The following is a 26431-nucleotide window of genomic DNA, read 5'->3' as shown; positions in this document are numbered from 1 at the left end:
TCCCATGTTCACCGGCATCGTCACCGCCGTCGGCGAGATCGTCGCGCTCGACACCCGTGAGGTCGGCGTGCGCCTGCGCGTCGCCTCGCCCTATGATCCCGACGGCATCGACATGGGCGCCTCGATCGCCCACATGGGCTGCTGCCTGACCGTGGTCGACAAGGGCCGGCTCCCCGACGGCCGCGGCTTCCACGACGTCGAGGCGAGCCCGGAGACGCTGCGCGTCACCACCATGGGCGACTGGACCGTCGGCACGAAGGTCAATCTCGAACGCTCGCTGAAGCTCGGCGACGAGATGGGCGGTCACCTCGTCACCGGCCACGTCGACGCGATCGCGGTGATCGAGAGCCGCGTCGAGGAGGGCGACATGGCGGTGTTCCGCTTCCGCGTGCCCCATGCCTTCGCCAAGTTCGTGGCGCCGAAGGGCTCGGTCGCGCTCGACGGCACCTCTTTGACGGTCAACGCCGTCGAGGGCGACTGCTTCAGCGTCCAGATCATCCCGCACACGCTCCAGGTCACCACCTGGGGAGAACGCAAGGCCGGCGACCGAGTCGATTTCGAGATCGACCTGATGGCCCGCTACGTCGCGCGTCTCCGGGAGGCGGAAGCGGCCGGCTGAGGGCGAATGGCGGCGATCCGCCGAAAGGCTGGACATTCCGGCGCTCGCGGATCATAGATCCCGGCTCGAAACAGGATCGATCGACCCCATGTCCACCCAACGCCACTATGCCGACTTCGACCCGGCCGAGGTCGCCGGCGCCTCCGTGCTGATCGTCCAGGGCGGGTTCGAGCCCGAACTCGCCGCCGCTCTGCGCGAGGGCGCGATCGCCGTGCTCGACGCCGCCGGCGTCGCCCACGAGGTCATCACGGTTCCCGGCGCGCTGGAGATCCCGGCCGCCATCGCCTTCGCGCTGGCGGCGGAGGAGAAGCGCGGCCGTCGCTGGGACGGCTACGTCGCGCTCGGCTGCGTGGTGCGCGGCGCGACCGGCCATTACGAGGTGGTGGCCGGCGAATCGAATCGCGCCCTGATGGATCTCGCCGTCACGCACCGCCTCGCCTTCGGCAACGGTATCCTGACGGTGGAGAACGACGAGCAGGCCTGGGAACGGGCCGATCGCAACCGTCTCGACAAGGGCGGGGCCGCCGCCGCCGCCGCCCTCGCCATGATCGCGCTGGCGCGCAAGTTCGGACTGTGAGCATGACAGCGACCCGCCCCACCGACACCGTGCGTCCCGCCAACAAGCGCGGCGCCGCCCGTCTCGCCGCCGTTCAGGCGCTCTATCAGATGGAGATCGGCGGCGGCGAACTGGCCGACGTCGTCACCGAGTTCGAGCTGTTCCGCCTCGGCCAGGAGATCGACGGCGACGAATATCGCGAGGCCGATTCGATCTTCTTCCGCGACATCGTCGCCGGCGTCGTCGCCGAGCAGAAGGTGATCGACCCGACCATCCATCAGGCTCTCGTCGAGGGCTGGCCGCTGAAGCGCATCGACGTCACGCTGCGCGAGATCCTGCGCGCCGGCATGTGGGAGCTGATGAAGCGCAAGGACGTGCCGGCCAAGGTGGTCATCACCGAATATGTCGACGTCGCCCGCGCCTTCTTCGTCGAGGACGAGCCGAAGATCGTCAACGCCGTCCTCGACAAGCTCGCCCGTGCCTGGCGCGTCAAGGAATTCGAGGGCTGATCCTCGCCCCGGCGACCGGCCCGCCGCCTCGGCACGCGGCGCCGGACCCGACCCGCGAGCGACCGGAAGGGCGGACATGAGCGACGCGACGACCGACTCGTGGTTCCACGCCCTGCGGCTTCCCGACGGCACCGTCACCCCCGGCCGCTTCGATCGCGACACCCCGCCGAACTACACGCTCTGGGGCGCGCTGGCCCTTCTCCGCCACCTCGATCTCGCCGCCGCCGACTGTCTCGACATCGGCACCATGGACGGACTGATGGCCTTCTCGCTCGCCCGCGCCGGCGCGCGCTCGGTCGTGGCGACCGACGTGGTGCCGCGCCCGACCTTCGAGCGGGCCCGCGCGGCGCTCGGCCTCGACGTCGGCTATCGGACGCCGTTCCTCGTCTCCGACGTCGCCGACGTGAAGGAGCCGAGCTGGGATCTGATCGCCTGCTGCGGCGTGCTCTACCACGTCTTCGATCCGCTGCCGCTTCTGGTCACCCTACGCCGCAATCTCCGGCCGCAGGGCTGGCTGATCCTCGAGACCCAATATCTGAAGGGAGAGGGGCGCGCGCGCCTCTCCTTCGAGCCGGGCGAAGCCGGCAAGGCGCTCCGCCACGCCAACACCTTCTTCCGCCCGAGCCATTCGGCCCTGTGCGCGCTGATGGAGACCGCCGGTTTCGAGGTGGTGACGACCATCGCCACCCTCGGGCGCCTCACCGTGCTCGCGCGCGCCGAGCGCCCTTCGGCGATCCGCACGCGCTCGGCCTCGACCCGCAGGGTGCTCGATCGTTATCGCCACTACGCCAACTATCGCGAGGCGGTCGACCACGCCGGCCTGGACGCGGCGAGCGCCCCGGCGGTGGTCGGCTATTCCGGCCCGGTCGGCGATTTCGTCCTCGACACCACGACGCGGCGCCCGGCGAGCGACCTCGAGCCCGAGTGGCGCCCCTCGGCCGCCGCACGCGCCCGCTACCGGCTGCGCGATCGGACGGCGTGGCTCGCCGCCTCGATCGCCCGCCGCCGTCTGTTGCCGCACTGGCCCCAGCCGGACGGCGGCCTCAGCCGCCCCAGGTCAGGGTGATGCCGGCATCGCCGGGGAAGCCGCCGGGAAACTCGAGGATGCGCGCCGCCAGACCGAACCCGGCCGGCTTCAATTCGTCGCGCCAACGCTCGTAGATGTCCGCCGCCGGCCCCCGGAGCGAGGTCGGCCAATTGGGGTCGGGCGCGTTGATCATCCGCCCGCCGTCCGAGCACAGCGCCGCCGGGAAGCGGATCAGCAGGAAGTCCCTCTCGCCACGTTCCGCCGCCGCGTGTGCCCGGTCCATCAGATCCGTCCAGGCGCGATCGGTCAGCTGCTCGCCGGCGAGCTTCTTCACCAGCGCGCCTCGCGCCTGTTCCTGCATCTGCGCCTCGCGCACGCGCGCCTGACGCTTGGCCTCCTCGTGCGCGTCGACGAGACGGCGGAAGGCCGCCGCCGACCGCCCGGCCTCGACCGGCGCCGCCACCGGCGCCACGGGCGGCGGGGGAGGCGGCGCGGCCACCTCCTCGACCGGCGCCCGGCCCGGCACCATGTCGGGCCGCAGCATCAGCGCGCGGGCGAGGTCGGCCCGGCTGACGACGCCGACCAGCCGCTCGCCGGCCACGACGAAGACCCGCTTCACCTTGCGCACCGAGAGCACCCCGGCGATCGTCGCGAGATCCGCGTCGTCGGTGATGGTGATCACCGGCCGGGTCATGATCTCCTCGGCGGTGCGGGCGCTCGGTTCTGTGATCTCGAGATACTCCGCCGAGAGCGGATTGCCCTCCGCCAGCCGCGCCAGCCAATGATCGCGCCGCAACACCCGCTCCGGCGCGTGCTGGCCGATCAGATCCCATTCGCTGACCACGCCGACCGGCCGCCCGCTCGCGTCGATCACCGGCACGGCGCTGACCCGCGCCTGGAGCAGCGCCTTCGCCACCGCCGACAGAGGATCGCCCGGGGCGACCGTCACCAGTGATTTCGTCATGATGTCGCGTGCCAGCATCGAAAAATCCTCGATATCGTCGTGGGCGAATCGAACCTCTCCGCGGAAAGGCCGCCCGCCCCGCATTTGAAACCAGGCGATCCGTCTCGGCATCGTCTCGTCTGCGTAGACGAAAGGTCGTAAAGCTCCGGTGAAGCCGCGGCATCACGCCGCAGCCGGCCGCGCCTCCCACCGCGAGGCCCCATCGCAAGACACGTCAACCTCGAGGATCGCCCCCGTGACCCGCTCCGATCGCCCGTCCGAAGACGACCTCGTCGCGCGTTTCTTCCGCCCTCTGGCGACCGCGACCGGCGCGCTCGCCCTCCTCGACGATTGCGCCGCGCTCACCCCGCCGCCTGGCCACGATCTCGTTCTGAAGACCGACGCGATCGCCGCCGGCATCCATTTCTTCGCCGAGGATCCCTGGGATCTGGTCGCCCGCAAGGCGCTCCGGGTGAATGTCTCCGACCTCGCCGCCAAGGGCGCCCGGCCACTCGGTTGGATGTTGTCGTTGGCCCTGCCCGAAGACTGGACCGAGGCCGACCTCGACGCTCTCGCGCGCGGCTTCGCCGAGGATCAGGACGCCTTCGGCCTGTCGCTCCTCGGCGGCGACACCATCCGCTCGCCCGACGGACTGATTCTCTCGATCACCGTCTTCGGCGCCGTGCCCTCCGGCCGCATGGTCCGCCGCGCCGCCGCCCGGCCGGGCGACCGCCTCTTCGTCTCCGGCACCCTCGGCGACGCCGCCCTCGGCCTCCTCGCCCGAACCGAGGTCGATCGCGCCGCCCGTTGGGGCCTCGCCCCGGCCGAGGCCGATCATCTCGCCCGCCGCTACCTCCTGCCGGAACCGCGCCTGCCGCTCGCCCCGGCGCTCCTCGCCCATGCCCGCGCCGGTATGGATCTCTCCGACGGTCTCGGCCTCGATCTCGGCCGCATGTGCCGCGCCTCGGGCGTCGGCGCTCGGCTCGTGGTCGATCGCCTGCCGCTCTCCGCCGCCGCCCGCGCCGCGCTCGCCGTCGAGCCCGTTCTGATCGAACGGATCGTCGGCGGCGGCGACGATTACGAGATCCTCGCCGCGGTTCCGCCCGAGGCGTCCGAGGCCTTCGCCGCCGGCGCCGAGGCGGCCGGCGTCGCCGTCGCCGAGGTCGGCCGGATCGAGGCGGAGGCGGGTGTGCGTTGCGTCGATCGGACCGGCGAATCGGTCGCCCTCCGGCTCGGCGGGTTTCGGCATTTCTGACGCCGGCGCAAGGAGTTGCCGGTCTCTGGGATGGGGAGCGCCGGAGTGGGCGCGAAAGACGCCCGGGATCGCGTTTTCCCTGATGGAAGAACGTCGATGGACGCCTTGACGGCACCCCGGGTCCAGATAGGCTGAGGCGCCCGACGAACCGGGGACACCGTCAGGCGTGTTCCCGTTTCATCTTGCACCGGCCCACGAGCGACGTCCGGCAACGAGCGGCGCGAGACCGCGAACCGGAACGTTCGCGACACGCACGGGAGGCGTCATGTCAATTCTACTGGTCATTCTCTGCGGGCTCGTATCGCTCGTCTATGGCGTATGGGCGATCCGCTCCGTCATGGCCGCCGATGCCGGCTCGGCGCGCATGCAGGAGATCGCGGGAGCGGTCGCCGAGGGTGCGCAGGCTTATCTGAAGCGTCAGTACGCCACCATCGGCATGGTCGGCGTGGTCATTCTGATCCTGCTCGGCTGGCTGCTCGGCAAGGAGGTCGCGATCGGCTTCGTGATCGGCGCGGTTCTCTCCGGTCTCGCCGGCTTCATCGGCATGAACGTCTCCGTCCGCGCCAACGTGCGCACCGCCCAGGCCGCGATCCAATCGCTGGCCGGCGGCCTCGACATCGCCTTCAAGGCGGGCGCCGTCACCGGCATGCTGGTGGCCGGTCTCGCGCTGCTCGGCGTCTCCGTCTACTACTGGGTGCTGACCGGCCCGCTCGGCCATCTGCCCAACGATCGCGTCGTCATCGACGCCCTGGTCGCGCTCGGCTTCGGCGCCTCGCTGATCTCGATCTTCGCCCGTCTCGGCGGCGGCATCTTCACCAAGGGCGCCGACGTCGGCGCCGACCTCGTCGGCAAGGTCGAGGCCGGGATCCCCGAGGACGATCCGCGCAACCCGGCGACCATCGCCGACAACGTCGGCGACAACGTCGGCGACTGCGCGGGCATGGCCGCCGACCTGTTCGAGACCTATGCGGTGACCGTGGTCGCCACCATGGTTCTCGCGGCGATCTTCTTCGCGACCGCCCCGGTGCTCGCCCAGACCATGCTCTATCCGCTGATGATCTGCGCGACCTCGATCATCACCTCGATCATCGGCACCTTCTTCGTCAAGCTCGGCTCGAACAACTCGATCATGGGCGCCCTCTACAAGGGCGTGATCGTCACCGGCGTGCTGTCGATCGGCGGCCTCGCCATCGCCAATACGCTCACCATCGGTTGGGGCGAGATCGGCGTCGTCCACGGTCAGAAGATCGTCGGCACCAATCTGTTCGTCGCCGGCGTCATCGGTCTGGTGGTCACCGGCCTGATCGTCTGGATCACCGAATACTACACTGCCACCGGCAAGCGCCCGGTCGTCTCGATCGCCCAGGCCTCGGTCACCGGCCACGGCACCAACGTCATCCAGGGCCTCGCGGTCTCGCTGGAATCGACCGCGATGCCGGCCATGGTCATCGTCGGCGGCATCATCTCCACCTATCAGCTCGCCGGCCTCTACGGCACCGCGATCGCGGTCACGACCATGCTCGGTCTCGCCGGCATGATCGTCGCGCTCGACGCCTTCGGTCCGGTCACCGACAACGCCGGCGGCATCGCCGAGATGGCGGGCCTGCCCAAGGAGGTGCGCCAGACCACCGACGCCCTCGACGCGGTCGGCAACACCACCAAGGCGGTCACCAAGGGCTATGCGATCGGCTCCGCCGGTCTCGGCGCCCTGGTCCTGTTCGCGGCCTATTCGAACGATCTCCAGTTCTTCGCCGCGAACGGCGACAAATATCCCTACTTCAAGGACATGGGGCCGGTCTCCTTCGACCTCTCCAATCCTTACGTCGTCGCCGGCCTGATCTTCGGCGGCCTCATCCCCTACCTGTTCGGCGGCATCGCCATGACCGCCGTCGGCCGCGCCGCCGGTTCGGTGGTGGAAGAGGTCCGGCGTCAGTTCAAGGAGAAGCCGGGCATCATGACCGGCTCCGAGCGGCCCGATTACGGCCGCGCGGTGGACATGCTGACCAAGGCGGCGATTCGCGAGATGATCGTCCCCTCGCTCCTGCCGGTGCTCGCGCCGATCGTCGCCTATTTCGGCGTTCTCGCGGTCTCCGGCTCGAAGGCCTCGGCCTTCGCCGCCCTCGGCGCCTCGCTGCTCGGCGTCATCGTCAACGGCATCTTCGTCGCGGTCTCCATGACCTCCGGCGGCGGCGCCTGGGACAACGCCAAGAAGTCCTTCGAGGACGGCTTCGTCGACAAGGACGGCGTCAAGCACCTCAAGGGCTCGGAAGCCCACAAGGCCTCCGTCACCGGCGACACCGTCGGCGACCCCTACAAGGATACCGCCGGCCCGGCCGTGAACCCGGCCATCAAGATCACCAACATCGTGGCGCTGCTGCTGTTGGCGATCCTGGCGCACGGCTGAGCCGCGAAAACGAACCGAAGTCGGGCCCGCCCGACTTCGGTCACTGGAAAATGCCGGTCGGGCCTGCCCGACTTCGGCCCCGGAGAAAGCAAGTCGGGCCTGCCCGACTTCGGCCCGGGACGAGACCAGACCCGCGTGGGACCTCCCGCGCGGGTCTTTTTTCGCCGTCTCGGCCGACCCGCGAAACGAAACCGCCGCCCCGAAGGGCGGCGGACGAGTCGTCGGGTGGCGATCGCCGATCGGCTCAATTGCCGCCGGTGAGCGGATTGGCCGGGGTCGCCTTGAGGATCTGCGAAAGGAGGCCGTAGTCGGAGCCGGTCGTCTTGGTCTTGCGGCTGATGAAGTCGAAGACCTTGCCGTCCTGGAGGCCGTAGTTGCCGATCTCCTTCACCTGGCCCTTCTCGTCGAAATAGATCACCAGGACCTTCTGCTCGACGACGCTCTGATTGAGGAAGGCGACCGAGCGGGTGGAGTGCTGGGAGATGTAGTAGAAGGCCTCGCCGCCGAGCGTCGCCGTGGTCGAGGGCGAACCGAGCACCAGCAGCACCTGCTCGCGGCTGGCGCCGACCTGGATCTGCTCCAGCGCGTTGTCGGGGGCGACGTAGCCGTGGTCGTAGACCTCGGTGCAGCCGCCGAGCCCGAGGGCGGTGCCGGTCAGAGCCGCCAGGGCGACCGCGAGAGTGGCTCCGCGCAGGGATGCGGCGCGCGACGAACGACGATTCATTTCGGTCCTCCCGATGGGCCGCGGCGGGCCGTCCGGCGTCGAGTGTTTCGGAGGGGGTCGAGGAACGCGGCCCCGCCGATCTCGCTCCGACGGTTCGTCCGTCCGCGCGATCGCTTGGCTTCTTCCCTAACCTGCGCTAGGTCGAATGACAACGTCCACCCCCGTCGGCCATGCGAGACCGATCGACCGAGCGAGACCCGATCCCATGATCTTCGGCCTGTTCGATCGCGGCTTCGCCGATACCACCTTCGACCTCTATCGATCGATCGTGGCCGAAGCTCGGCGGCCGATCTTCTATGTCGAGCACGCCGTCCCCGACACGGTGACCGCGCGGTTCGACATGATCGTCCTGATGATGGCGGTGGTTCTGCATCGCCTGCGCGCCGAACCTTTCCCACCGGCGGGCGTCAAGGTGGTGACCGGGTGGCGCGCCACCGACCCGCACGAACTGGGCCGGCAGCTGCTCGATCTCTTCTTCACCGAGATGGACCAGTCGCTGCGCGAGATGGGGATCGGCGACGTCGCCGTGCCCAAGCGCATCAAGAAACTGGCCAGTGCCTGGAACGGCCGCGTCCAGGCCTACGACGCCGCCCTCGCCGCCGACGACGCGGACACCTTCGCCCAGGCGATCGCCCGCAACGTCTTCGCCGGCGTCGAGGATCGCTCCGGCGCCGCCGCGCTCGCTCGCCATGCGCTCGCCGCCGAGGCGGTTCTCGCCGCCACCCCGCTCGCCGACGTGCTCGCCGGCCGCATCTCCTGGCCCGACCCTTCGACGACCCTTTCGAGGATTCCATCATGACCGACGCCGTCGCGCCCCTGCCGATCGTCCGCACCCTCTCGCCCGCCGACGTGCCCCCGGCCGGCACCCATGTCGTCATCGTCGCCGATGAGGCGACCCGCGCCGCGTTGGCCCGCCATGCCGAGATCCTGTCGGTCGAGGCGATGCGGGCGGAGTTCCTGGTCAAGCCCTGGGGCCGCGACGGTTTTCAGGTCGAGGGCCGCGTCACCGCGACGGTCACCCAGTCCTGCGTCGTCACCCTGGAGCCGCTGGTGCGCACCGTCGACGAACAGGTCTCGCTGAAGCTGGTGCCGCCGGAGGCGATGGCGCGCTGGCTCGACAAGCAGGACGAGGAGGGCGCCATCGATCTCGACCTCACCCTCGACATTCCCGAGCCGATCGAGGGGGGGATGATCGATCTCGGCACGCTCGCGGTGGAGCATTTCCTGATCGGGATCGACCCCTATCCGCGCAAGGAAGGGGCGGTCTTCGACGCCGAGGCGGTCGGTGCCGGCGATGGCCGCGCCGAACTCTCGCCCTTCGCCGCTCTGGCGCGGCTCGAGAAGGAGTGATAGGGGAACCCTCCGAGGCCCCCGCCGCCGTCTCGTCGCCGCGAGACGGGTTGCCGGTCGGCAGGAAAAGGGTATTGTCCCGCCTCCGTCGGAACCAACCGACGCATGCGACCGTCGAGATGTCGAAACAGATCACGATTTCCCTGGACGCGATGGGCGGCGATGCCGGCCCGGACATGGTTCTCGCCGGAGCCGCGCTCGCCCTCGAGCGTCGACCCGAGCTGCGCTTCGTCCTCTTCGGAGACGAGACGCGTCTGAAGACCATTCTCGCGAGCCATCCCGCCCTCGCCGCCGCCTCGCGCGTCGTCCATGCCGACGTCGTGGTCCGAATGGACGACAAGCCCAGCCAGGCGCTGCGCGCCGGGCGTTGGAAGTCGTCGATGTGGAAGGCGATCGAGGCGGTCAAGACCGGCGAGGCCGCCGTCTGCGTCTCCGCCGGCAACACCGGCGCCCTGATGGCCATGGCCAAGTTCTGCCTGCGCACCATGGCCGGCATCGAACGCCCGGCGATCGCGGCGATCTGGCCGACGCTGACCGGCGAATCGATCGTGCTCGACGTCGGCGCCACCATCGGTGCCGATGCCCAGCAGCTGGTGGACTTCTCGGTCATGGGCGCCGCCATGGCGCGCGCCGTCTTCTCCGTCGATCGGCCCAAGGTCGGGCTCCTCAACGTCGGCGTCGAGGAGGTCAAGGGCATCGAGGAGGTCAAGATGGCCGGCCGTCTCCTCAAGGAGGCCGACCTCTCCGAACTCGACTACACCGGCTTCGTCGAGGGCGACGACATCGGTCGCGGCATCGTCGACGTGGTGGTGACCGAGGGTTTCGCCGGCAACATCGCGCTGAAGACCGCCGAGGGCACCGCCCGGCAGATGGGTCAATATCTGCGCGCCGGCATCACCCGCACCTGGCTCGCCCGCCTCGGCTATCTCCTCGCCAAGTCCGCCTTCGACCGGCTGAAGGAGAAGATGGACCCGCGCAAGGTCAACGGCGGCGTCTTTCTCGGCCTCAACGGTGTCGTCATCAAGAGCCACGGCGGCACCGACGCCGAGGGCTTCGCCTCCGCCGTTTCCCTCGCCTACGACATGGCCGTCGCCGATCTGACGCGCCGCATCGTCGAGGGGCTCGCCCACTACCACAGAGCCGGAGCGGTCGCCGCCGCCAACGCCGGTGACGCACGAGGTGAACCGTGAGCATTCTTCGGTCCGTCGTTCGCGGGGTCGGCTCGTACCTGCCCGCCGAAGTGGTCACCAATGCCGATCTGGCCGAGGTGGTCGACACGTCCGACGAGTGGATCGTCGAGCGCTCCGGCATTCGCGAGCGCCGTCGCGCCGCCCCCGGCGAGTTCACCTCCGACCTCGCCGTCGCCGCCGCCCGCGCCGCCCTCGAGAACGCCGGCCTCGGCCCCGACGACATCGACCTCGTGGTGGTCGCCACCGCCACGCCCGATCACACCTTCCCCGCCACCGCCACCGAGGTTCAGGCCAAGCTCGGCATCACCCGCGGCTTCGCCTACGACATGCAGGCGGTGTGCTCCGGCTTCGTCTTCGCGCTCGCCACCGTCGATGCCCAGCTCAAGGTGGGCCTCGCCAAGCGCGCCCTGGTGATCGGCGCCGAGACCTTCTCGCGCATCCTCGACTGGTCCGATCGCGGCACCTGCGTGCTCTTCGGCGACGGCGCCGGCGCGGTGGTGCTGGAGGCGGAATGGTCGACCGGCACCTACGACGACCGTGGCCTGCTCGCCGCCTATCTGCGCGCCGACGGCCGCCATTGGGACAAGCTCTACGTCGACGGCGGCCCGTCGACCACCCAGACCGCCGGCCATCTCCGCATGGAGGGCAAGGAGGTCTTCAAACACGCGGTCCACAATCTCTGCGAGGTGATCGACGTCCTGTTCGGCCAGACCGGGCTCGGCCCCGCCGACATCGACTGGTTCGTGCCGCATCAGGCCAATCGTCGCATCATCGACGCCACCGGCAAGAAGCTCGGCATCGACCCGGCCAAGGTGGTCGTCACCGTCGATCGCCACGGCAACACCTCCGCCGCCTCGATTCCCCTCGCCCTCGACCATGCCGTCCGCGACGGACGCATCAAGAAGGGCGATCTGGTGATGCTCGAGGCGATGGGCGGCGGCTTCACCTGGGGCGCGGTCCTGATGCGCTGGTGAGCCCGCGGGCCGGCCCTCGCGCAGCCCCGGCGACCCCGACGCGCGCCGGCTGTTGACCGTCTCGCGGGGAGGTCCTAACGTTTCCCCGTCACGCGCCCGACGACGGGGTGACGATCGGATGACCCGATCCGCCGACGGTCCATCGAGAGTCCAGAAGAGGTTCGAGGCCATGTCCGGAAAGACCATCACCCGCGCCGATCTCTGCGAGGCGGTCTACCAGAAGGTGGGCCTGTCTCGGACCGAATCCGCCGATCTCGTCGAGATGGTGCTGGGCGAGATTTCCGATTGCCTCGTCGAGGGCGAGTCGGTCAAACTCTCCTCCTTCGGGACCTTCCTGGTCCGATCCAAGGGCGAGCGCATCGGCCGCAATCCCAAGACCGGCGAGGAAGTTCCGATTTCGCCGCGACGGGTGATGGTCTTCAAACCGTCCAACGTCCTGAAGCAGAAGATCAACGAGCAATTGGCCGACGACGCCGAGTGAGGCGGTCGGGCCGTCCGCTCCCGTGAGCCGCGACCTTGGACAAGAGCCCGGATGCCTTCCGTACCATCAGCGAAGTGGCCGGCGATCTCGATCTGCCGCAACACGTGCTGCGGTTCTGGGAGACCCGCTTCAATCAGATCCGGCCGCTGAAGCGCGGCGGCGGGCGCCGCTACTACCGCCCCGACGACGTCGATCTGCTCAAGGGCATCCGTCACCTGCTCTATGGTGAGGGCTACACCATCCGTGGCGTGCAGCGCATCCTGAAGGAACAGGGCGTGCGCTTCGTCATGGACGTGTGGCGCGAGGGGGCCCCGCAGCCGGCGCGCGGCGGCGAACGCGACCCCGCCGAGGAGGCCGAGGCCTCCGGCGCGGCGCCCCGCCATCGCTACGACCCCGTCGCCTACGAGGCACCCGCCGCGCCCGCCCCCGAGGGGACCTGGGACGAGGCCGCCTACGACGGCGAACCGGACGCGCCCTTCCTCGATACCGAGACCGCCGACGGCCGCGTCGAACCGGCGGTGACCGCGCCGCCGGTCGATCCGGAGATTCGCGCCGCCCACGTCCTCGCCCAGCGCTTCGCACCGCGCGGCCCCGTGGCGAGCGATCCGCGCGCCTCGGTCCGCGTCGAGCCGCCCGCCCTCACGCCGCCGCCCGCCGCCGCCCCGGCGGCCGCGGAGACGATGCGCGCCGGCCTCGGGCACCTGCTCGACCGTCTGCGTCCGAACGCGCCGATGTCGATGGCGACCCCTGTGCTCGCCCCCGTCGCCGCGCCGCCGAGCCCGCCCGTGGCCGCGAGCGGCGAGGCCTCCGGTCTGTCGCGCGACGACGTCCGCCGCCTCCAGGCGACGCTGTTCGAACTCCTGGAGTGCAAGCGCCTGCTCGATCAGGTCCGCTGAGGCGCGCCGTCGCGGTTCGAACCGCGCGGGATGTGGACCACCGCGACGACCCGGGCGAAAGGTGTTGCGCGGCCGCATGAAACAGTCTAGTCAACCTCCGTCCGACGACGACGGACCCACCCCGCGCCAGCCGAGGGGTCGGTCCGAACCGATGGTCGCGGTGTCTTGGACGGGCAGTAGCGCAGCCTGGTAGCGCACTTGACTGGGGGTCAAGGGGTCGGAGGTTCGAATCCTCTCTGCCCGACCATTTCTCTCTTCGAACGAACGCGACGCGACGTCTTCCGCCCTTCCGGGGCCGGGGGAGACGGTCGCGCGCGCGTCGTCGCGTCCCCTCGTGCCACGTGCGAGAGGGTGCGCGGCCGGGTCCTCGGCGCCTCGGGCGGCGCGTCAACGTTTCCAGTTGCTTACGTGAATTTCCGGACTCGATTTCCGACGGTCGGAAGAGATCGGATGAAGTCGCGGATTCTCGACATGAGCCGCGACGAGCGCGAAAGCGATGGTGGAAGCGCTCGAATCGATCTCCGAGCCGCACCTCGCAGACCGCGCATCCGTCACGCGGAAAGACCGAAAGGCCGGTGTCAGGCCCCGGCGACGCCGGCCTGACGCCGCGACGGCCACAGCTGCACCAGCAACACCGCCGCGAAGATCGTCGCCGAGCCGGCCCATTGCGCCGGCGTCGGGTGTTCGCCGAGCAGGAGCCAGCCGAGCAGGGCGGCGAAGGGCGCCTCGGTGGAGAAGACGATGGCCGCGTCGGAGGCCTCGGTGTGGCGCTGGGCCATCGCCTGGAGCGAATAGCCGAGGACGCCGGCGACGAGCCCGGTATAGGCGAGCTCCCACTTGGTCGCGACGATCGCCTCCCAGGAGATCGGATCGTGCACGGCCGCCCAGCCGCCGCAGACCACGGCGACCATGCCGCCCTGGATCGCCACCAGCGCCATCGGCCGGTCGACCCGCCGCGTCACCAGTCCGAGCAGCACGATCTGGATCGCCCAGCAGACCGCGCCGAGCGTCACCAGCACGTCGCCGATGACGAAGCGGCCGCCGAGCCCGCCCGACAGGAGCCAGGCCCCGAGGAGCCCCAGCCCCGCCGCCGGCCAGACCGCCACACCCGGCCGCTCGTGGGTCAGCGCCATCGCCACGAAGGGCGTGAAGAGGATGTAGAGCGAGGTGAGAAAGCCGGCGTTGGCGACCGACGTGGTCAGAAGCGAAACCTGTTGCAGCAGATTGCCGACGAGGAAGACCAGCCCGATCAGCCCCATCAGCGCCACCGAGCCGCGATCGATCGGCCCGCTCGCCAACCGCGCCTCGCGCAGCATCAGGGGCAGGAGGATCAGCGTCGACACCGCGAACCGCAGGGTCAGGAACCACGTCGGCGACATCATCTGCATCGCCGTCGACTGCGGCACGAAGGCGGCCCCCCACAGAGCAGCGGCACCGAGCAGCAGGAGATTGGCGGTGGAACGGGTCATGGACGGCTCTGGGCTGGCGTGATCGTCCTTCTGTTTGACCCGGCCTCCCGGTCTTGTCGAGCGGTCGTCCGAGATTTTCTCGGACGGTCGTCCGACAGGTGCGTCGGCGGCCTCAGGCGGCGTCGCGCCACTCGACCGCCAGGGTCTCGCGAAAGGCGAAGCGCACGAGGTGACGGATCACCACGTCCTTCAATTCGGCGAGACGGTCGGCGTCGTCCGCCGTCACGGTGATGGTGAGGCCGGTGGCGTCGGCGCGGAGCGCGACGGGGCCGAGCGGGAAGGTGATCGATCCTTCGGTCGGCGTGCAGTCGGCCGGGATCTCGTGGGCGAAATGCTCGCGGAGCTGCTGGAGATGACGCGAGCCCGACGCGGTCGGGGTTTCGCAGACGGCTTCGGCCATCGGCGTGTCCTTTCGGAAAGAGGAAGAAGAGGGAAGAGGGTGGGCGCCATCGGCGGCGCCGGTCGATCGCCCGTTCGCGACGGGCGATCGAAGGGGCGCGGTCACAGCTTCTCGATCCGGCTCGCGGTCTCGTCGAGCAGGGCGACCAGGGCCGCGGTCTCCTCGTCGCCGAGCGACGGAGTGGCCAGCTTGAGGCGCAGCGCCAGGCGGAGGTTCTCGACCGCCCGGATCAGGCGCGGATCGCGCGGCCCCTGGCGCGCGGCGCCGGCCTCGTCCATGCGCGCCAGCATCGCGTCGACCGAGGCGCGATTGCTCTCGAGCGTCGCCCGGCCGGCGTCGGTGATGGCGTAGAGCTTCTTGGCGCCCTCGGCCGCCGCCACCTCGATCTGGCCGGTCTCCTCGAGCAGGGTCAGGGTCGGATAGACCACGCCGGCGCTCGGCACGTAGGAGCCGCCCATGCGGTCCTCGATCGCCTTGATGATCTCGTAGCCGTGACGCGGCTGCTCGGCGAGCATCGCCAACATCACGAGCCGCAACCCGCCATGGGCGAAGAAGCGCCCGCCGCCCCGCCGGCCGTGCCGGCCGAAGCCGCGCGGCCCGGCGCCGCCGAGGCCGAAGCCCGGCTCCATGCCCTCGTCGCCGTCCCAGGCGGCGCGCGTCGGCCCGCCCTCGCAGCGGCCGTGGCCGCGCATGCGGCCGAAGCCGCGTTCCAGAAAATCGCGGCCGCGATGCCGCATCTCATGTCCGAACATGTGTTCGATCCTTTTCGACAGGGATCGCCACTGCGGCGATCGCACTGTTTTAGATATATCGAAATACAGTCTAAATGCAAGAGGTCAGCGCGCCGCCGGTCGCGCCCCCCGTGCCTCGCGCCGCTTCCAGGCCTGGAACAGCAGCGCCCCGCCGGCCAGAAGCGCCACCGTCGCCCCCGCCCACCACGACGGCGCGACCCGGAAGGCCGTATCGAAATTGGCCCAGGCGATCGGCGCCAGCGGGCGCATGGTCTTGGCCGCGAACCAGGCGAGTTCCGCCGCCGCCCCGGCGAGCGTCGCGACCGCCGAGGCGAAGGCGACGCCGCCCCAGCCGACGCCGCCGGCCCGCGCGAGGAGGACGCGGATGGCGAGACCGCCGATCGCCGCCCCCGCGAGCCAAGCCCCCGTCGCGGGATCGAGCCGCACCTGCAGGAAGAGATGCACCAGCCCCATGATCACGATCGGATGGACGAGCCCGTGGAGCCGCCCCCAGGTCGGCCCGCCGAGGCGCCGGATCATGCCGTCGGTCGAGGTCGCGGCGAGCGCGGCGAGGCCGCAGAAGGCGACGAAGCCGAGCAGGAGATAGGGCCGCAGGACGATCTCGGTGGCGATCTTGGCGGGGGCGAACCCGTTGTCGAGGGCGTAGAGGCCGAAATGGGTCGCGGTCCAGAAGAAGGCGGTGAGCCCGATCATCCGCCGGACGCCGATCAGCTTCGACCAGCCCGAGAGCTTGCGCAGCGGCGTGATCGCGATGGTGACGATCAGCGTCTCGATCGCCCGGTCGCCGGCGAAGCGCAGCGCCTCGGTGATCGGCCGTGGGCCGAGATCGCCGCTCGCGGCCCGGTAGACGAGCCACACCGCCGGCGCCAGCAGCGCCGCGAGCACCACGGCCCGGAGCGGCGAGAAGCGCCCGTTGCGGTCCCGCCACGGCGCGAGCGCATCGGGAAGGGCGGGGAAGGGGAGGCGGAGGGAGGAGGTCGGCATCGGTACTCGCGAAGAGGATCGGGTCTCGTCCGGTTCTACGAGACGAGCATGCCCGATGTTTCATCACGTCCGCGCGAGGCGTCGGCGAGCGGCCTCTGGACCCGCCCGCGACACGTCCTTAGTGTCGGATGCGACCCTCGCGCGTCGCAACGGAGACCGACATCATGGAGTGGCTGCTTCTCTATTTGAAATCGGCCGGCATCGGCGTCGCCGTCGCCGCCCCGGTCGGGCCGATGAGCCTCCTGTGCATGCGCCGCACGCTGACGACCGGCTGGCGCTCCGGGCTCGCCACCGGCGCCGGCATCGCCATCGGCGACGGCATCTATGCCGCCGTGGCGGCGCTCGGCCTCGCCGGCGTCTCCGCCTTCGTGCTCGCCTGGGAGAAGCCGCTCCACCTCGCCGCGGGCCTCCTGCTGATCTGGCTCGGCCTGAAGACCTTCTTCACCAAGGACGACGGCAAGGTCGCCGAGGACCGCGCCGGCGGCTCGATCCGCGCCGCCTTCCTCGGTTCGGTCGCGCTGACGCTGACCAACCCGCCGACCATCGTCATGTTCGCCGCCGTCTTCACCGCGCTCGCCCCCACCTCCGGCTTCGATCCGGCCTCCGCCGTCGCCACCGTCGCGGGCGTGGTCACCGGGTCGCTCGGCTGGTGGATCGGGGTCGTGATCGGCGTCTCGGGCCTGCGTCATGCGCTCGGCCACCGGGTGCGCCTGTGGATCGACCGTATCGCCGGCGTCGTCCTGGCGGTGCTCGGCGCCGACCAGATCCGCCGCGCCTGAGGCGAGACGAAAACGCCCCCGGTCGGTCGTGTGAGCCGGGCCGGGGGCGACGGTGCGCGCGGCGAGGAGCCTGCCGCGCGCGAGGGTTCAATAGGCGTTTCGGGTGTCGAACAGCCGGAACGGGGTCAGCGCGAGGATCTTGAGGTCGAACAGGATCGACCAGTTCTCGATGTAGTAGATGTCGTGCTCGACGCGCTTGCGGATCTTCTCGGGCGTGTCGATCTCGCCGCGCCAGCCGTTGATCTGCGCCCAGCCGGTGACCCCGGGCTTGACCTTGTGGCGGGCGAAATAGCCGTCGACGACGGTGTCCCAGAGATGGTTCTCGGTCTGAGCGTTGACCGCGTGCGGGCGTGGACCGACGAGGCTCAGCTCACCCATCAGCACGTTGAAGAGCTGCGGCAGTTCGTCGATCGAGGTCTTGCGGATGAAGCGCCCGACCGGAGTGACGCGCGGGTCGCCCTTGGTCACCGCCTGTTTGACGTCGTGATCGCACTTGTCGACGTACATCGAGCGGAACTTCCACACCGAGACGACCTCGTTGTTGAAGCCGAATCGCTTCTGGCGGAAGAAGATCGGCCCCTTGCTGGTCGCCTTCACCGCGATCGCCGCGCCGATCATGATCGGCGAGAGGACCAACAGCGCGATCGACCCCACCACCAGATCGAAGATCCGCTTGGTGACCGCGTCCCAGTCGGCGAGCGGCTTGTCGACCACGTCGATGAACGGCAGCGAGCCCTCGTAGGAATAGTTGCGCGGCCGGAACTTGAGCTTGTCGGCATGGGCCGAGAGGCGGATGTCGACCGGCAGCACCCACAGTTTGCGCAGGAGCTGCTGGACGCGGACGGCGGCCGAGACCGGCAGCGCCACGATCAGCATGTCGAGCTTGATGATGCGGCCGAACTCGACCAGTTCCGGGACGGTGCCGAGTTTGGGATAGCCCTCGACCATCGCCGGCGAGCGTTCGTCGTCGCGGTCGTCGAAGATGCCGCAGATGCGGATGTCGTTGCCGGGCTGTGCCTCGAGGCCGCGAATCAGCTCCTCGGCGAGCTTGCCGCCGCCGACGATCACCGCGCGCCGCTCGAGCCGCCCGTCGCGCGTCCAGTTGCGCACCAGATGGGTGATCACGAAGCGCGACAGCACGAACCAGCCGATGCCGCCGAGGAACCAGCGGACGACCATCGCCCCCTCGGCGGCGTCGACCCGGCCGGTGAAGAAGGCGAGCGCCGCGCCGCCGGCGAACAGCATCGCCCAGGCCGCGATGACCCGGCCGAGCTGCATCGCGTAGTCGCGGAACGAGGAGATCTGATAGCCGTCGACGGCCTGCACGAACAGCACCGCCAGCGCCGCGCCGATCGGCACCGTCACCGCCTCGAGACGGTCGATCCGCGGCGCGTCGAAGGCGCCCGCCAGTGTCAGGATCGTCAGGCCGAGCCCGACCAGGGCGACGAAATCGGCCGTGCGCACCGATCCGGCGAGCAGACGGCGCGAGATCGGCCGATCGGAGAACAGCGCCGCGACGTCGCGCGCCTGCTGGGAGAGCGAGGTGTCGGCCCTCGGCGTTTCCGGGACCGCCTCGAAATCGGCCGGTCCTTCGCCGAGCGCGGCGATGTCGACGCTCTGGCGATAGAGGGTCTTCGGATCGATCTGCTTCATGTCCGTCTCCGGGTATTCGTCCCGTCGCGAGCGCATGGGGCGCGTCGCGACGTCCCCGTCGTCGACGCTCGCCCATCGGCCACGCCGTCGCGAGGACCCGTTCTCGGGTCGTCGAGTAGATTGCCCCGGGAAAGTGAAGGCGGCGTTGATTGCGATAGGTCGAAGACTCTGAAATCGCAGAGGATTTTCGTTAAGTTTAAAAAATTGCGACCAGATTCGCGAAAAGTCGAGACGCCGGTATCAGAAGAACCGCTCGCGCACGTAGATCGTGTCGCCGGGACGGATCGGGTCGGTCCCCGGCACCCGCCCGACCAGAACCTCGCCGTTGATCTGGCGGGTGACGTCGAGCGTGCGCTGATCGGCGCGGGCGGTGTAGCCGCCTGCGATCGCCACCGCCGTCTGCGCCGTCATACCGGCGACGTAAGGATATTGGCCGGCGTTCTTGACCTCGCCCATGATGAAGAAGGGGCGATACTGGTCGATGTCGACGGAGACGTCGGGGCTGCGCAGATAACCGCCGTTGCGCAGCCGCATCGCGATGTCGCGCTCGAGTTCGACCGCCTTGCGCCCGCGCGCCGGCACGCCGCCGATCAGCGGCACCGAGATGTTGCCGCTGGCATCGACCGTATAGACGTTGGTCAAGGCCGCCTGATCGAACACGGTGATGCGCAGCCGATCGCCGGCATCGAACGTGTAGGGCTGATTGAGCACGTCGTGGAAGGCCGGGCTCGGACGCACGTAGTTCGAGCACCCCGTGAGGAGGCCCGCCACGAGCAACACCTGAACCAATCGAGACGACATCTTCGAACCCTTCGCACCCGTCATGATCGGCAGAGTGGTGCGATATGGTTAATGAAGCTTGAAGCGTGGCCCTCGGAATTTCAGGGAGCCGTCGTCGCGATCATGGTTAACGAGATGCTAACCCTCGCGGCTCACCATGGCGGGCGAGGAGAAACCTTCATGGTGCTTCGCCGAGAGCCTACGACCGCCGACACGACCATCGACCTCGCCGTGCTGCGCGACGCGCTTCGCGCCGCGCGCGGACGCATCGCGCTCGCCGCGCTCGCCGCCGCCGTTCTGGTCGGCGGCCTCGCCGTGTGGCGCGCCGATCCCCTGGTGATGGAGGCGCGCATCCTGATCGAGCCGATCGCCGCGCCCGGCGAAGCCGCCTCGGAGAGCGGACGCGCCGCCCGCGACGATCGGTTGATCGCCACTCAGATCGGCCTGCTCGGGTCGTCCGGCCTGTTGCGCCGGGTGGTCGCCGGCGCCGCCGCCGATCCGCGACATCCGCTCGACGCCTTCGGCGACGCCGGCCGCGACGGCGACGGGCTCGACCGCGAGGACCGGCGTCTCGCCGCCCTCCGCGCCGCCCTTACCGTGGAGCGGGTCGACCGCTCGCGCCTGATCGCCCTGCGTCTCGCCACCCCCGATCGCGGCTCCGGCGAGCACCTCCTCGCCACCGTCTGGCACGACTACGCCTCCGGCCTCGCCGAGGCGCGCGGTCGCGCCGAGGCGGAAGCCGAGCGCCGTCGCGGCGCCGAAGTGGCGGAGGCCCGCCGCCGTCTCGCCGAGGCGGAGACGATGCCGGCGCCCGTCGCCGCCGCCCCCGTCGCGGATCCCGAAGCGGACGCCGCCCGCGCCGAGCGCGCCGAGGGCGAGACCGTGCTGAAGCGGCTCGAGGATTTCGCCGATGCCGGTGAGAAGGGCGCCGATCGCGCCGTCGACGCCGGGCTGACCGACGGCCTGCGGCGGCTGCGCGAACGGCGCGGCCTGCTGCGCTCGCGCATCGCCGAACTGTCGGTCGTCTATCTCGAGAACCACCCGCTGCTGAAGGAGGCGACCGAACGGCTCGCCGACCTGCATCGCGAGATCCGCGCCGAACTGCCCCGCGCCGTCGCCGCCCAGAAGGCCGCGCTCGCCGCGATCGACCGCCGCATCGCCGAGCGGGAGACGGCGACCACCGCCTCGATCCCCGAAGCCGCGCCGGTGCCGGCCGCCGCCGCCGCCGATCTGCCGCGCCTGCGGGCGGCGCTCGCCGAGGCGCTCGCCCGCCGCGACGCGGCCTATCTCGAGGCGCTCGGTCAGGCCGCCGTCGCGGCGAACCTCGTCGGCGCGCCGGACGTGGTCGAAACTCCGTCGAACACGCGGCCGATCGTCGCCGCCGGCCTCGCCGCCCTGTTCGGCGCCGGCCTCGCGGCGAGCCTCGCGGCCGTCTTCGGCGCCGCGCCCGCGCGCCGTCGCGACCGCGTCGCGCCGGTCGCCGAGATCCCCGCCCCGATCGAGACCCGCGTCGAGGAGCCGGTCGCGATCGCGCCGTCGCGCCCGGTCGACGCGGATGCGCCGCGCCGTGCCGCGCTCTATGCCGAGGCGACCGACGAGCGCATCGCCGATCTGTGGGACCAGATCGAGGCGGAGATCCCGCGCGGCCGCCGCATCGTCGTGACATCGGTCACCGACGCCGCCCGTGCGCACGCCGCCGCCCGGCTCCTGTGGGCGAATGCCGCCGTGGCTCAGGGTTCGGCCTGTCTGGTCGATCTCGCCGCGACGGTTCCCGAGCCGGAGAGCGAGAACGCCGGCTTCTCCGACATCCTCGCCGGCCGCGCCGCCTTCTCCGAGGCGATCCATCACGATCACGACTGCGGCGGCTGGGTCGTGCCCGCCGGCGTCGAGCCGTTGGAGCCCGCGACCTTCGGCGACGAGGGCGTCGCCGGCATTCTCGACGCGCTCGCCGCGACCTGGGCCGACGTGGTCGTCGACGTCGGCCGTCTGGAAGCGGGGGAGGGCCTCGCCACCCTGCTGATCGGCGCCGACGTGATCGTGCTGGCCGAGGACGACCGCGACGATCCGCGCGTGCTGCGCGCCCTCGATGCCCTGCTGATGGCCGACAAGGCGGTGTGGCTGATCGATCCGCCGCTCGAGGAGGCGAGCCGCGACCTCTACGCCGCCGACGGCGCCGAGACGGCGGCCTGGGCCGACGCCGCCTGAGGCGTCACGCCTTCGGACGCCCGATCGGGCGGTACATCCACCGCACGATCAGTCCGGCGACGGGCACCCAGGCGAGGCCGGCGACGACGAAATAGGCGAACTGGACCCAGCCCGATTTGGAGGCGACCACCACGTCGCCGACCGCCGTCGCGAAGAAGACGTAGACCAGCAGGAAGATCACCAGAATGAGGGAGCCGGCGAAACGCCGCGCGGGAGAGGTCATGATCGGCCCTTTCGCCGGGTCGCCGATCCCGCGGACGGCTCCGGCGGATCGGCGACGACGTGTCGCTGGTCTTCGAGCCCCTTCCGGCCGGGACTGCGGCGCCCCGGCGCTGGAAGAAGGCGCACGTCCCGGTCTATATCTCGGATCGGGACGCGGAGTGAAGAGACGCATGGTGTCGATGGGGATGGAACGAGTGCGCGAGGCGCGAGCGGGTGCGGCGACGAGCGAGCGCCCGGTGCGCCTGTGGCTCTACGGCGTCGCCGCCCTGATCTTCGCCATGGTCGTCGTCGGCGGCATCACCCGCCTGACCGAATCGGGTCTTTCGATCACCGAATGGGCGCCGCTGCTCGGCGCCCTGCCGCCGCTCTCCCATGCCGATTGGGTCGCCGCCTTCGAGCGCTATCGCGAGATCCCGCAATATCGCCTGATGAACGCCGGCATGAGCCTCGAGGAGTTCCGGTCGATCTATTGGTGGGAATGGTCGCACCGCCTGCTCGGCCGGCTGATCGGCGTGGTCTTCGCGCTGCCCCTGGTCTTCTTCTGGCTGACCGGCCGCATCCCGCGCGCCCATCTGCCGCGCTATCTGGTCCTCTTCGCGCTCGGCGGCCTCCAGGGGGTGATCGGCTGGTGGATGGTCTCCTCCGGCCTCGTGAACCGCGTCGACGTGGCGCCGCTGCGCCTCGCCGTGCATCTGACCCTGGCGACCATGATCTTCGCCGCGGTCCTGTGGACCGCGCTGACGCTCTCCTCGCGCGGGCGCGCGCCGCGTCCCTCGCCGATCCGCCGCATCGGCGCGGCGGCGGTGCTCGGTTGGGTCTTCGTCCAGATCTTCCTCGGCGCCCTGGTCTCGGGCAATCACGCCGGCCTCGTCTACGACAGCTGGCCGCTGATGAACGGCCACCTCGTGCCGCCCGACGCCTTCACCATCACGCCGCTGTGGCTCGATCTGATCGAGAACCACGCCAGCATCCAGTTCCTCCACCGCATGAGCGCCTATGTGCTCTTCGCGCTGGTGCTCACCCAGTTCGTCACCATCGTCGTGACCGCCCGCACGGCGACCGCCCGGGTCTCCGCCTTCGCGCTCGGCTTCGTGGTGCTGTTCCAGATCATGGTCGGCATCGCCACGCTCCTGATGCACGTTCCCTTCGCCCTCGCCCTGATCCATCAGGCGACCGCCATGCTGGTGCTGACGGCGGCGGTGGTCCATGCCGTCTCGGTCTTCGCGCCCGGGCGGATGGAGGCGACGCTCCTCGCCCACGAAGGGCTGTGACCCACGGCCCATGGGAGCGTGGGGGCACCCGCGATCCCGTCGAAAATCGAAAGGCCGGCGAGGATCGCTCCCCGCCGGCCTTTCGTTTCGTCGTTTCGATCTCGGCGAAGGCGGCTCAGCCCGCCAGCGCCTGCTCGATGTCGGCGATGATGTCGGCGACGTCCTCGATGCCGATCGACAGACGCACCACGTCCGGCCCGGCGCCGGCGGCGATCTTCTGCGCGTCGGAGAGCTGGCGGTGGGTGGTGGAGGCGGGGTGGATGATCAGCGAGCGGGTGTCGCCGATGTTGGCGAGATGGCTGATCAGCTTCACGCCGGAGACGAGCTTGACGCCCGCCTCGTAGCCGCCCTTCAGCCCGAAGGTGAAGACCGCGCCGGCGCCCTTCGGCACGTATTTCTGCGCGAGCGCGTGATAGGGATCGTCCGGCAGGCCGGCATAACTCACCCACGACACGTCCGGTCGCGCCTTCAGCCAGATGGCGACGGCGAGCGCGTTGGACGAGTGCTTCTCCATCCTGAGCGGCAGCGTCTCGATACCGGTCAGGATCTGGAACGAGTTGAACGGCGAGATCGCCGGCCCGATGTCGCGCAAGCCCAGCACCCGGACCGCGATCGCGAAGGCGATCGAACCGAACACCTTGCCGATCACCATGTTCTGGTATTCCGGGCGCGGCTCCGACAGCATCGGGTACTTGCCCGAGGCGAGCCAATCGAAGGTGCCGCCGTCGACGATCACGCCGCCCATCGAATTGCCGTGGCCGCCGAGGAACTTGGTCGCCGAGTGGACGATGACGTCGGCGCCGTGGGCGAAGGGACGGCAGAGCGCCGGCGAGGCGAGCGTGTTGTCGACGATCAGCGGCAGGCCGTTCGCCTTGGCGATCTTGGAGATGCCCTCGATGTCGGTGACGACGCCGCCGGGATTGGCGAGGCTCTCGATGAAGATCGCCTTGGTCCTCGGCCCGATCGCCGCCTCGAAGGTCGAGAGATCGTCCGGATCGGCCCACTTCACCGTCCAGCCGTAGTTCTTGAAGGCGTGGTTGAACTGGTTGATCGAGCCGCCGTAGAGGCGCTTGGAGGCGACGAATTCGTCGCCCGGTCCCATGATCGTGTGGAAGACGAGGTGCTGCGCCGCATGGCCGGAGGCCACCGCCACCGCCGCCGTGCCGCCCTCGAGCGCCGCGACCCGCTCCTCGAGCACCGCCGTCGTCGGGTTGGTGATGCGGGTGTAGATGTTGCCGAAGGCCTGAAGCCCGAACAGCGAGGCGGCGTGATCGACGTCGTCGAAGACATAGGCGGTCGTCTGATAGATCGGCGTCGCGCGGGCCCCGGTGGTCGGGTCGGGCTTGGCGCCGGCATGGACGGCGAGGGTGGAGAAACCGGGCTGCTGAGCGGACATGGGGAACTCCCTGGGCCGGGCGCGACGACGCCCTTTCGGAAATGGTGTTCTTTGTCGGAAATCGGACGAGGATCGTCAAACGAAACCATTTCGTCCTGAGGCCCTTCGTTGGAACGAAATTTCATGACGCAGGGGAGGGCGCGGATCGCGCGGCGCCTCGGTCGTCGCGCCTTTCGCGTTCACCCCAGGTGACGGCTCCGGCAAAAGCGCTATGCTGCGCCGATCGTCGTCGTGCCCGTCGGGAGGCCTCGCACATGCCGTCGCGTCGCAGCTTTCTCCGTTCGGCCGCCGTTCTGGCGGTGTCGTCCCTGATCGTCGACCGCGCGGTCGCCGAGGAACCCACGGCGGAGGCCCATCTCACCGGCATCTACAAGAAGCTCGCCGCCGGCAACGGCGATTCCGGCGGTCAGATCTATTGGCTCGAGCCCAAGGATCGGCCCAAGTGGTTCTCCGCCGCCCTGGTCGAGCTCTGGGCCGACGCCGAGAAGCGCGCCAAGTCGCGCGGCGACGATCTCGGCCCGATCGATTTCGATCCTTTCACCAATTCCCAGGACCCCCAGGTCAAGGGCTTCAAGATCGAGAAGCTCGACGCGCTGCCGCCGGTGACGAAGCTGCGGGTGACGCTCGCCGGCTATCCCGCCGGCGACGGCGTCCTGGTCTTCGACCTGATCAAGGAGAAGGGTTGGAAGATCGACGACATCCTCGGCTCGACCGGCGGAGACCGCTGGAGCCTCAAGGAGATCCTGTCGATGCCGTGAGGCGGCGAGGGCGCTCGCTGCCGGCGCCGCCCTCTGGGGGGGCCTCACATCCCCAGACGCGGCATCTCGATCGCCGGGCAGCGGTTCATGATCACCGTCAGTCCGGCGGCCTCGGCGCGCGCCGCCGCCACGTCGTCGCGGACGCCGAGCTGCATCCACACCACCTTCGCGCCGGCCGCGATCGCCTCGTCGACCACCGCGCCGGCGGCCTCGGAATTGCGGAACACGTCGACCATGTCGACCGGGACCGGCACGTCGGCGAGATGGGCGAAGACCGGCCGCCCGGCGATGGTCTTGCCGGCGAGGCCCGGATTGACCGGGTAGACCTCGAAGCCGCGATCGATCAGGAATTCGGTGACGTGGAACGACGGCCGGTCGGGCTTGGCGCTGGCGCCGACCACGGCGATCGTCTTCACCGAGGTGAGCACCGCGCGGATGTGGTCGTCGGCGTAGACGTCGTGGTTCATGGTCTCTCGTCCCCTCCGAAATGCTCCTCGATCTCCGTCTCGATCACCGCGATCCCCTGCCGGCTCTTGGCGACCAGGAACAGGATCAGCGAGACCGCGCCGACCGCCGTGATCGCGGCGCCGATCACGAAGATCCACGCCGGCCGCGACGACGAATCGAACACCCCGACGAGCAGCGCCACCGCGATCACCCCGAGGCCGACCGGCAGCAGGATCCGCCACAGACGGGCGAAACCCGACGGCGGCGGCGGTGTGACGAGGGGCGTGGGGGGCGAAACGGTCACGATCTCGGCTCTCGGCTGAAGGCCCGCCTCGCGAGCGGAGCGGCTTCGTTGTACACCGATTTCGGCGCCGGCACACCGCCGCC

At 70.0% G+C, this 26431-nt stretch carries 27 protein-coding genes, 1 tRNA gene and 1 pseudogene; 17 read left to right on the top strand and 12 right to left on the bottom strand.

From position 1 onward, the window contains the following. Positions 1-4: 4 nt before the first annotated feature. The 4 genes from J3S89_RS08790 (at position 5) to J3S89_RS08775 (ending at position 2750) form a co-directional block, all read left to right on the top strand. Positions 5-619, top strand: coding sequence for a riboflavin synthase (locus J3S89_RS08790; RefSeq protein WP_217927110.1), 615 nt, complete (start codon positions 5-7; stop codon positions 617-619). An 88-nt stretch (positions 620-707) separates the two neighbouring features. Beyond that, positions 708-1196 (top strand): 6,7-dimethyl-8-ribityllumazine synthase, encoded by a 489-nt coding sequence (locus J3S89_RS08785; RefSeq protein ID WP_217927109.1) that lies wholly within the window; start codon positions 708-710, stop codon positions 1194-1196. Between the two features lie 2 nt (positions 1197-1198). After that, a complete protein-coding gene (gene nusB / locus J3S89_RS08780) occupies positions 1199-1684 on the top strand; it encodes a transcription antitermination factor NusB (protein WP_217927108.1) in 486 nt (161 codons plus the stop codon). 76 nt (positions 1685-1760) lie between these two features. Then, a complete protein-coding gene (locus J3S89_RS08775; RefSeq protein ID WP_217927107.1) occupies positions 1761-2750 on the top strand; it encodes a class I SAM-dependent methyltransferase in 990 nt (329 codons plus the stop codon). On the opposite strand, the gene J3S89_RS08770 is transcribed toward J3S89_RS08775, so the two are convergent. Beyond that, on the bottom strand, positions 2728-3693 hold the full coding sequence (locus J3S89_RS08770; protein ID WP_217927106.1) for a CBS domain-containing protein: 966 nt from the start codon (positions 3691-3693) through the stop codon (positions 2728-2730). The genes J3S89_RS08775 and J3S89_RS08770 overlap by 23 nt on opposite strands. Positions 3694-3910: 217 nt before the next feature. On the opposite strand from J3S89_RS08770, the gene thiL reads away from it, so the two are divergent. Together thiL and J3S89_RS08760 are read left to right on the top strand one after the other, a co-directional pair. Continuing rightward, complete coding sequence (gene thiL, locus J3S89_RS08765) at positions 3911-4909, top strand: thiamine-phosphate kinase (RefSeq protein WP_217927105.1); 999 nt, start codon at positions 3911-3913, stop codon at positions 4907-4909. A gap of 265 nt (positions 4910-5174) precedes the next feature. Next, the gene (locus J3S89_RS08760) at positions 5175-7313 is read left to right on the top strand and encodes a sodium-translocating pyrophosphatase (RefSeq protein ID WP_217927104.1); all 2139 of its coding nucleotides are present in this window, start codon (positions 5175-5177) and stop codon (positions 7311-7313) included. 244 nt (positions 7314-7557) lie between these two features. Here J3S89_RS08760 and J3S89_RS08755 read toward each other — a convergent pair whose 3' ends face one another. Then, entirely contained in the window at positions 7558-8037 is a 480-nt protein-coding gene (locus tag J3S89_RS08755) for an outer membrane protein assembly factor BamE (RefSeq protein WP_217927103.1), read from the bottom strand. Between the two features lie 205 nt (positions 8038-8242). Between J3S89_RS08755 and J3S89_RS08750 the strand changes: the two genes are divergently transcribed. The 7 genes and pseudogenes from J3S89_RS08750 to J3S89_RS08720 all read left to right on the top strand — a co-directional run bounded on the left by J3S89_RS08750 (position 8243) and on the right by J3S89_RS08720 (position 13175). Further along, positions 8243-8836 (top strand): ubiquinol-cytochrome C chaperone family protein, encoded by a 594-nt coding sequence (locus J3S89_RS08750; protein WP_217927102.1) that lies wholly within the window; start codon positions 8243-8245, stop codon positions 8834-8836. Further along, positions 8833-9387 (top strand): YceD family protein, encoded by a 555-nt coding sequence (locus J3S89_RS08745; RefSeq protein WP_217927101.1) that lies wholly within the window; start codon positions 8833-8835, stop codon positions 9385-9387. The genes J3S89_RS08750 and J3S89_RS08745 overlap by 4 nt, the downstream gene beginning before the upstream one ends. Positions 9388-9506: 119 nt before the next feature. Next, positions 9507-10577, top strand: coding sequence for a phosphate acyltransferase PlsX (gene plsX / locus J3S89_RS08740; protein WP_217927100.1), 1071 nt, complete (start codon positions 9507-9509; stop codon positions 10575-10577). Between the two features lie 2 nt (positions 10578-10579). Continuing rightward, a complete protein-coding gene (locus J3S89_RS08735) occupies positions 10580-11551 on the top strand; it encodes a beta-ketoacyl-ACP synthase III (protein ID WP_217927229.1) in 972 nt (323 codons plus the stop codon). A 169-nt stretch (positions 11552-11720) separates the two neighbouring features. Beyond that, positions 11721-12032, top strand: coding sequence for an integration host factor subunit alpha (locus tag J3S89_RS08730; protein WP_217927099.1), 312 nt, complete (start codon positions 11721-11723; stop codon positions 12030-12032). 35 nt (positions 12033-12067) lie between these two features. Next, positions 12068-12341 (top strand): annotated as a pseudogene (locus J3S89_RS23685) (MerR family transcriptional regulator); the annotation flags it as partial. Between the two features lie 757 nt (positions 12342-13098). After that, positions 13099-13175, top strand: a tRNA-Pro gene (locus J3S89_RS08720). Positions 13176-13506: 331 nt separating this feature from the next. On the opposite strand, the gene J3S89_RS08715 is transcribed toward J3S89_RS08720, so the two are convergent. The 4 genes from J3S89_RS08715 to J3S89_RS08700 form a co-directional block, all read right to left on the bottom strand. Next, on the bottom strand, positions 13507-14397 hold the full coding sequence (locus tag J3S89_RS08715; RefSeq protein ID WP_217927097.1) for a DMT family transporter: 891 nt from the start codon (positions 14395-14397) through the stop codon (positions 13507-13509). A gap of 112 nt (positions 14398-14509) precedes the next feature. Then, positions 14510-14797 (bottom strand): DUF2218 domain-containing protein, encoded by a 288-nt coding sequence (locus tag J3S89_RS08710; protein ID WP_217927096.1) that lies wholly within the window; start codon positions 14795-14797, stop codon positions 14510-14512. 101 nt (positions 14798-14898) lie between these two features. Then, positions 14899-15549, bottom strand: coding sequence for a PadR family transcriptional regulator (locus J3S89_RS08705; RefSeq protein WP_217927095.1), 651 nt, complete (start codon positions 15547-15549; stop codon positions 14899-14901). 84 nt (positions 15550-15633) lie between these two features. Beyond that, on the bottom strand, positions 15634-16533 hold the full coding sequence (locus tag J3S89_RS08700; protein ID WP_217927094.1) for a protein-methionine-sulfoxide reductase heme-binding subunit MsrQ: 900 nt from the start codon (positions 16531-16533) through the stop codon (positions 15634-15636). A gap of 164 nt (positions 16534-16697) precedes the next feature. On the opposite strand from J3S89_RS08700, the gene J3S89_RS08695 reads away from it, so the two are divergent. Beyond that, a complete protein-coding gene (locus J3S89_RS08695) occupies positions 16698-17312 on the top strand; it encodes a LysE family translocator (protein WP_217927093.1) in 615 nt (204 codons plus the stop codon). Positions 17313-17399: 87 nt separating this feature from the next. Here J3S89_RS08695 and J3S89_RS08690 read toward each other — a convergent pair whose 3' ends face one another. Then, on the bottom strand, positions 17400-18965 hold the full coding sequence (locus J3S89_RS08690) for an undecaprenyl-phosphate glucose phosphotransferase (RefSeq protein ID WP_217927092.1): 1566 nt from the start codon (positions 18963-18965) through the stop codon (positions 17400-17402). Between the two features lie 240 nt (positions 18966-19205). Next, positions 19206-19766 carry a polysaccharide biosynthesis/export family protein gene (locus J3S89_RS08685; RefSeq protein WP_217927091.1) on the bottom strand — a complete coding sequence of 187 codons (561 nt, stop codon included), beginning with the start codon at positions 19764-19766 and terminating at the stop codon, positions 19206-19208. Between the two features lie 159 nt (positions 19767-19925). Between J3S89_RS08685 and J3S89_RS08680 the strand changes: the two genes are divergently transcribed. Further along, a complete protein-coding gene (locus tag J3S89_RS08680; protein ID WP_217927090.1) occupies positions 19926-21950 on the top strand; it encodes a hypothetical protein in 2025 nt (674 codons plus the stop codon). A 4-nt stretch (positions 21951-21954) separates the two neighbouring features. Here J3S89_RS08680 and J3S89_RS08675 read toward each other — a convergent pair whose 3' ends face one another. Next, the gene (locus J3S89_RS08675) at positions 21955-22173 is read right to left on the bottom strand and encodes a DUF2842 domain-containing protein (protein ID WP_217927089.1); all 219 of its coding nucleotides are present in this window, start codon (positions 22171-22173) and stop codon (positions 21955-21957) included. Between the two features lie 169 nt (positions 22174-22342). Here J3S89_RS08675 and J3S89_RS08670 point away from each other — a divergent pair, with 169 nt between their 5' ends. Continuing rightward, entirely contained in the window at positions 22343-23443 is a 1101-nt protein-coding gene (locus J3S89_RS08670) for a COX15/CtaA family protein (RefSeq protein WP_230488917.1), read from the top strand. Positions 23444-23558: 115 nt separating this feature from the next. On the opposite strand, the gene J3S89_RS08665 is transcribed toward J3S89_RS08670, so the two are convergent. Next, on the bottom strand, positions 23559-24839 hold the full coding sequence (locus tag J3S89_RS08665; protein ID WP_217927088.1) for an O-acetylhomoserine aminocarboxypropyltransferase: 1281 nt from the start codon (positions 24837-24839) through the stop codon (positions 23559-23561). Positions 24840-25093: 254 nt separating this feature from the next. Between J3S89_RS08665 and J3S89_RS08660 the strand changes: the two genes are divergently transcribed. Then, positions 25094-25597, top strand: a complete 504-nt coding sequence (locus tag J3S89_RS08660; protein ID WP_217927087.1) for a hypothetical protein — start codon at positions 25094-25096, stop codon at positions 25595-25597. A gap of 44 nt (positions 25598-25641) precedes the next feature. Here J3S89_RS08660 and J3S89_RS08655 read toward each other — a convergent pair whose 3' ends face one another. Further along, complete coding sequence (locus tag J3S89_RS08655) at positions 25642-26064, bottom strand: CoA-binding protein (RefSeq protein ID WP_217927086.1); 423 nt, start codon at positions 26062-26064, stop codon at positions 25642-25644. Beyond that, entirely contained in the window at positions 26061-26348 is a 288-nt protein-coding gene (locus tag J3S89_RS08650; RefSeq protein WP_217927085.1) for a hypothetical protein, read from the bottom strand. Before J3S89_RS08650 ends, J3S89_RS08655 begins: the two co-directional genes overlap by 4 nt. Positions 26349-26431 lie beyond the last annotated feature (83 nt).

Origin of the sequence: Pinisolibacter aquiterrae (genome assembly GCF_019160155.1) — a bacterium.
Taxonomy (GTDB): Bacteria; Pseudomonadota; Alphaproteobacteria; order Rhizobiales; family Ancalomicrobiaceae; genus Pinisolibacter; species Pinisolibacter aquiterrae.
This window is presented reverse-complemented; position numbering and strand designations above follow the sequence as displayed.

Bases quoted from the DNA above. Each gene is read 5' to 3' on its own strand.
- J3S89_RS08710 (WP_217927096.1), bottom strand. From the start codon at position 14,797: ATGGCCGAAGCCGTCTGCGAAACCCCGACCGCGTCGGGCTCGCGTCAT.
- J3S89_RS08750 (WP_217927102.1), top strand. From the start codon at position 8,243: ATGATCTTCGGCCTGTTCGATCGCGGCTTCGCCGATACCACCTTCGAC.
- J3S89_RS08785 (WP_217927109.1), top strand. From the start codon at position 708: ATGTCCACCCAACGCCACTATGCCGACTTCGACCCGGCCGAGGTCGCC.
- J3S89_RS08695 (WP_217927093.1), top strand. From the start codon at position 16,698: ATGGAGTGGCTGCTTCTCTATTTGAAATCGGCCGGCATCGGCGTCGCC.
- J3S89_RS08755 (WP_217927103.1), bottom strand. From the start codon at position 8,037: ATGAATCGTCGTTCGTCGCGCGCCGCATCCCTGCGCGGAGCCACTCTC.
- plsX (WP_217927100.1), top strand. From the start codon at position 9,507: ATGTCGAAACAGATCACGATTTCCCTGGACGCGATGGGCGGCGATGCC.
- J3S89_RS08690 (WP_217927092.1), bottom strand. From the start codon at position 18,965: ATGAAGCAGATCGATCCGAAGACCCTCTATCGCCAGAGCGTCGACATC.
- J3S89_RS08760 (WP_217927104.1), top strand. From the start codon at position 5,175: ATGTCAATTCTACTGGTCATTCTCTGCGGGCTCGTATCGCTCGTCTAT.
- J3S89_RS08775 (WP_217927107.1), top strand. From the start codon at position 1,761: ATGAGCGACGCGACGACCGACTCGTGGTTCCACGCCCTGCGGCTTCCC.
- J3S89_RS08770 (WP_217927106.1), bottom strand. From the start codon at position 3,693: ATGCTGGCACGCGACATCATGACGAAATCACTGGTGACGGTCGCCCCG.
- J3S89_RS08730 (WP_217927099.1), top strand. From the start codon at position 11,721: ATGTCCGGAAAGACCATCACCCGCGCCGATCTCTGCGAGGCGGTCTAC.
- J3S89_RS08660 (WP_217927087.1), top strand. From the start codon at position 25,094: ATGCCGTCGCGTCGCAGCTTTCTCCGTTCGGCCGCCGTTCTGGCGGTG.
- J3S89_RS08670 (WP_230488917.1), top strand. From the start codon at position 22,343: ATGGTGTCGATGGGGATGGAACGAGTGCGCGAGGCGCGAGCGGGTGCG.
- J3S89_RS08705 (WP_217927095.1), bottom strand. From the start codon at position 15,549: ATGTTCGGACATGAGATGCGGCATCGCGGCCGCGATTTTCTGGAACGC.
- J3S89_RS08655 (WP_217927086.1), bottom strand. From the start codon at position 26,064: ATGAACCACGACGTCTACGCCGACGACCACATCCGCGCGGTGCTCACC.
- J3S89_RS08700 (WP_217927094.1), bottom strand. From the start codon at position 16,533: ATGCCGACCTCCTCCCTCCGCCTCCCCTTCCCCGCCCTTCCCGATGCG.
- J3S89_RS08665 (WP_217927088.1), bottom strand. From the start codon at position 24,839: ATGTCCGCTCAGCAGCCCGGTTTCTCCACCCTCGCCGTCCATGCCGGC.
- nusB (WP_217927108.1), top strand. From the start codon at position 1,199: ATGACAGCGACCCGCCCCACCGACACCGTGCGTCCCGCCAACAAGCGC.
- J3S89_RS08715 (WP_217927097.1), bottom strand. From the start codon at position 14,397: ATGACCCGTTCCACCGCCAATCTCCTGCTGCTCGGTGCCGCTGCTCTG.
- J3S89_RS08685 (WP_217927091.1), bottom strand. From the start codon at position 19,766: ATGTCGTCTCGATTGGTTCAGGTGTTGCTCGTGGCGGGCCTCCTCACG.
- J3S89_RS08680 (WP_217927090.1), top strand. From the start codon at position 19,926: ATGGTGCTTCGCCGAGAGCCTACGACCGCCGACACGACCATCGACCTC.
- J3S89_RS08745 (WP_217927101.1), top strand. From the start codon at position 8,833: ATGACCGACGCCGTCGCGCCCCTGCCGATCGTCCGCACCCTCTCGCCC.
- J3S89_RS08675 (WP_217927089.1), bottom strand. From the start codon at position 22,173: ATGACCTCTCCCGCGCGGCGTTTCGCCGGCTCCCTCATTCTGGTGATC.
- J3S89_RS08790 (WP_217927110.1), top strand. From the start codon at position 5: ATGTTCACCGGCATCGTCACCGCCGTCGGCGAGATCGTCGCGCTCGAC.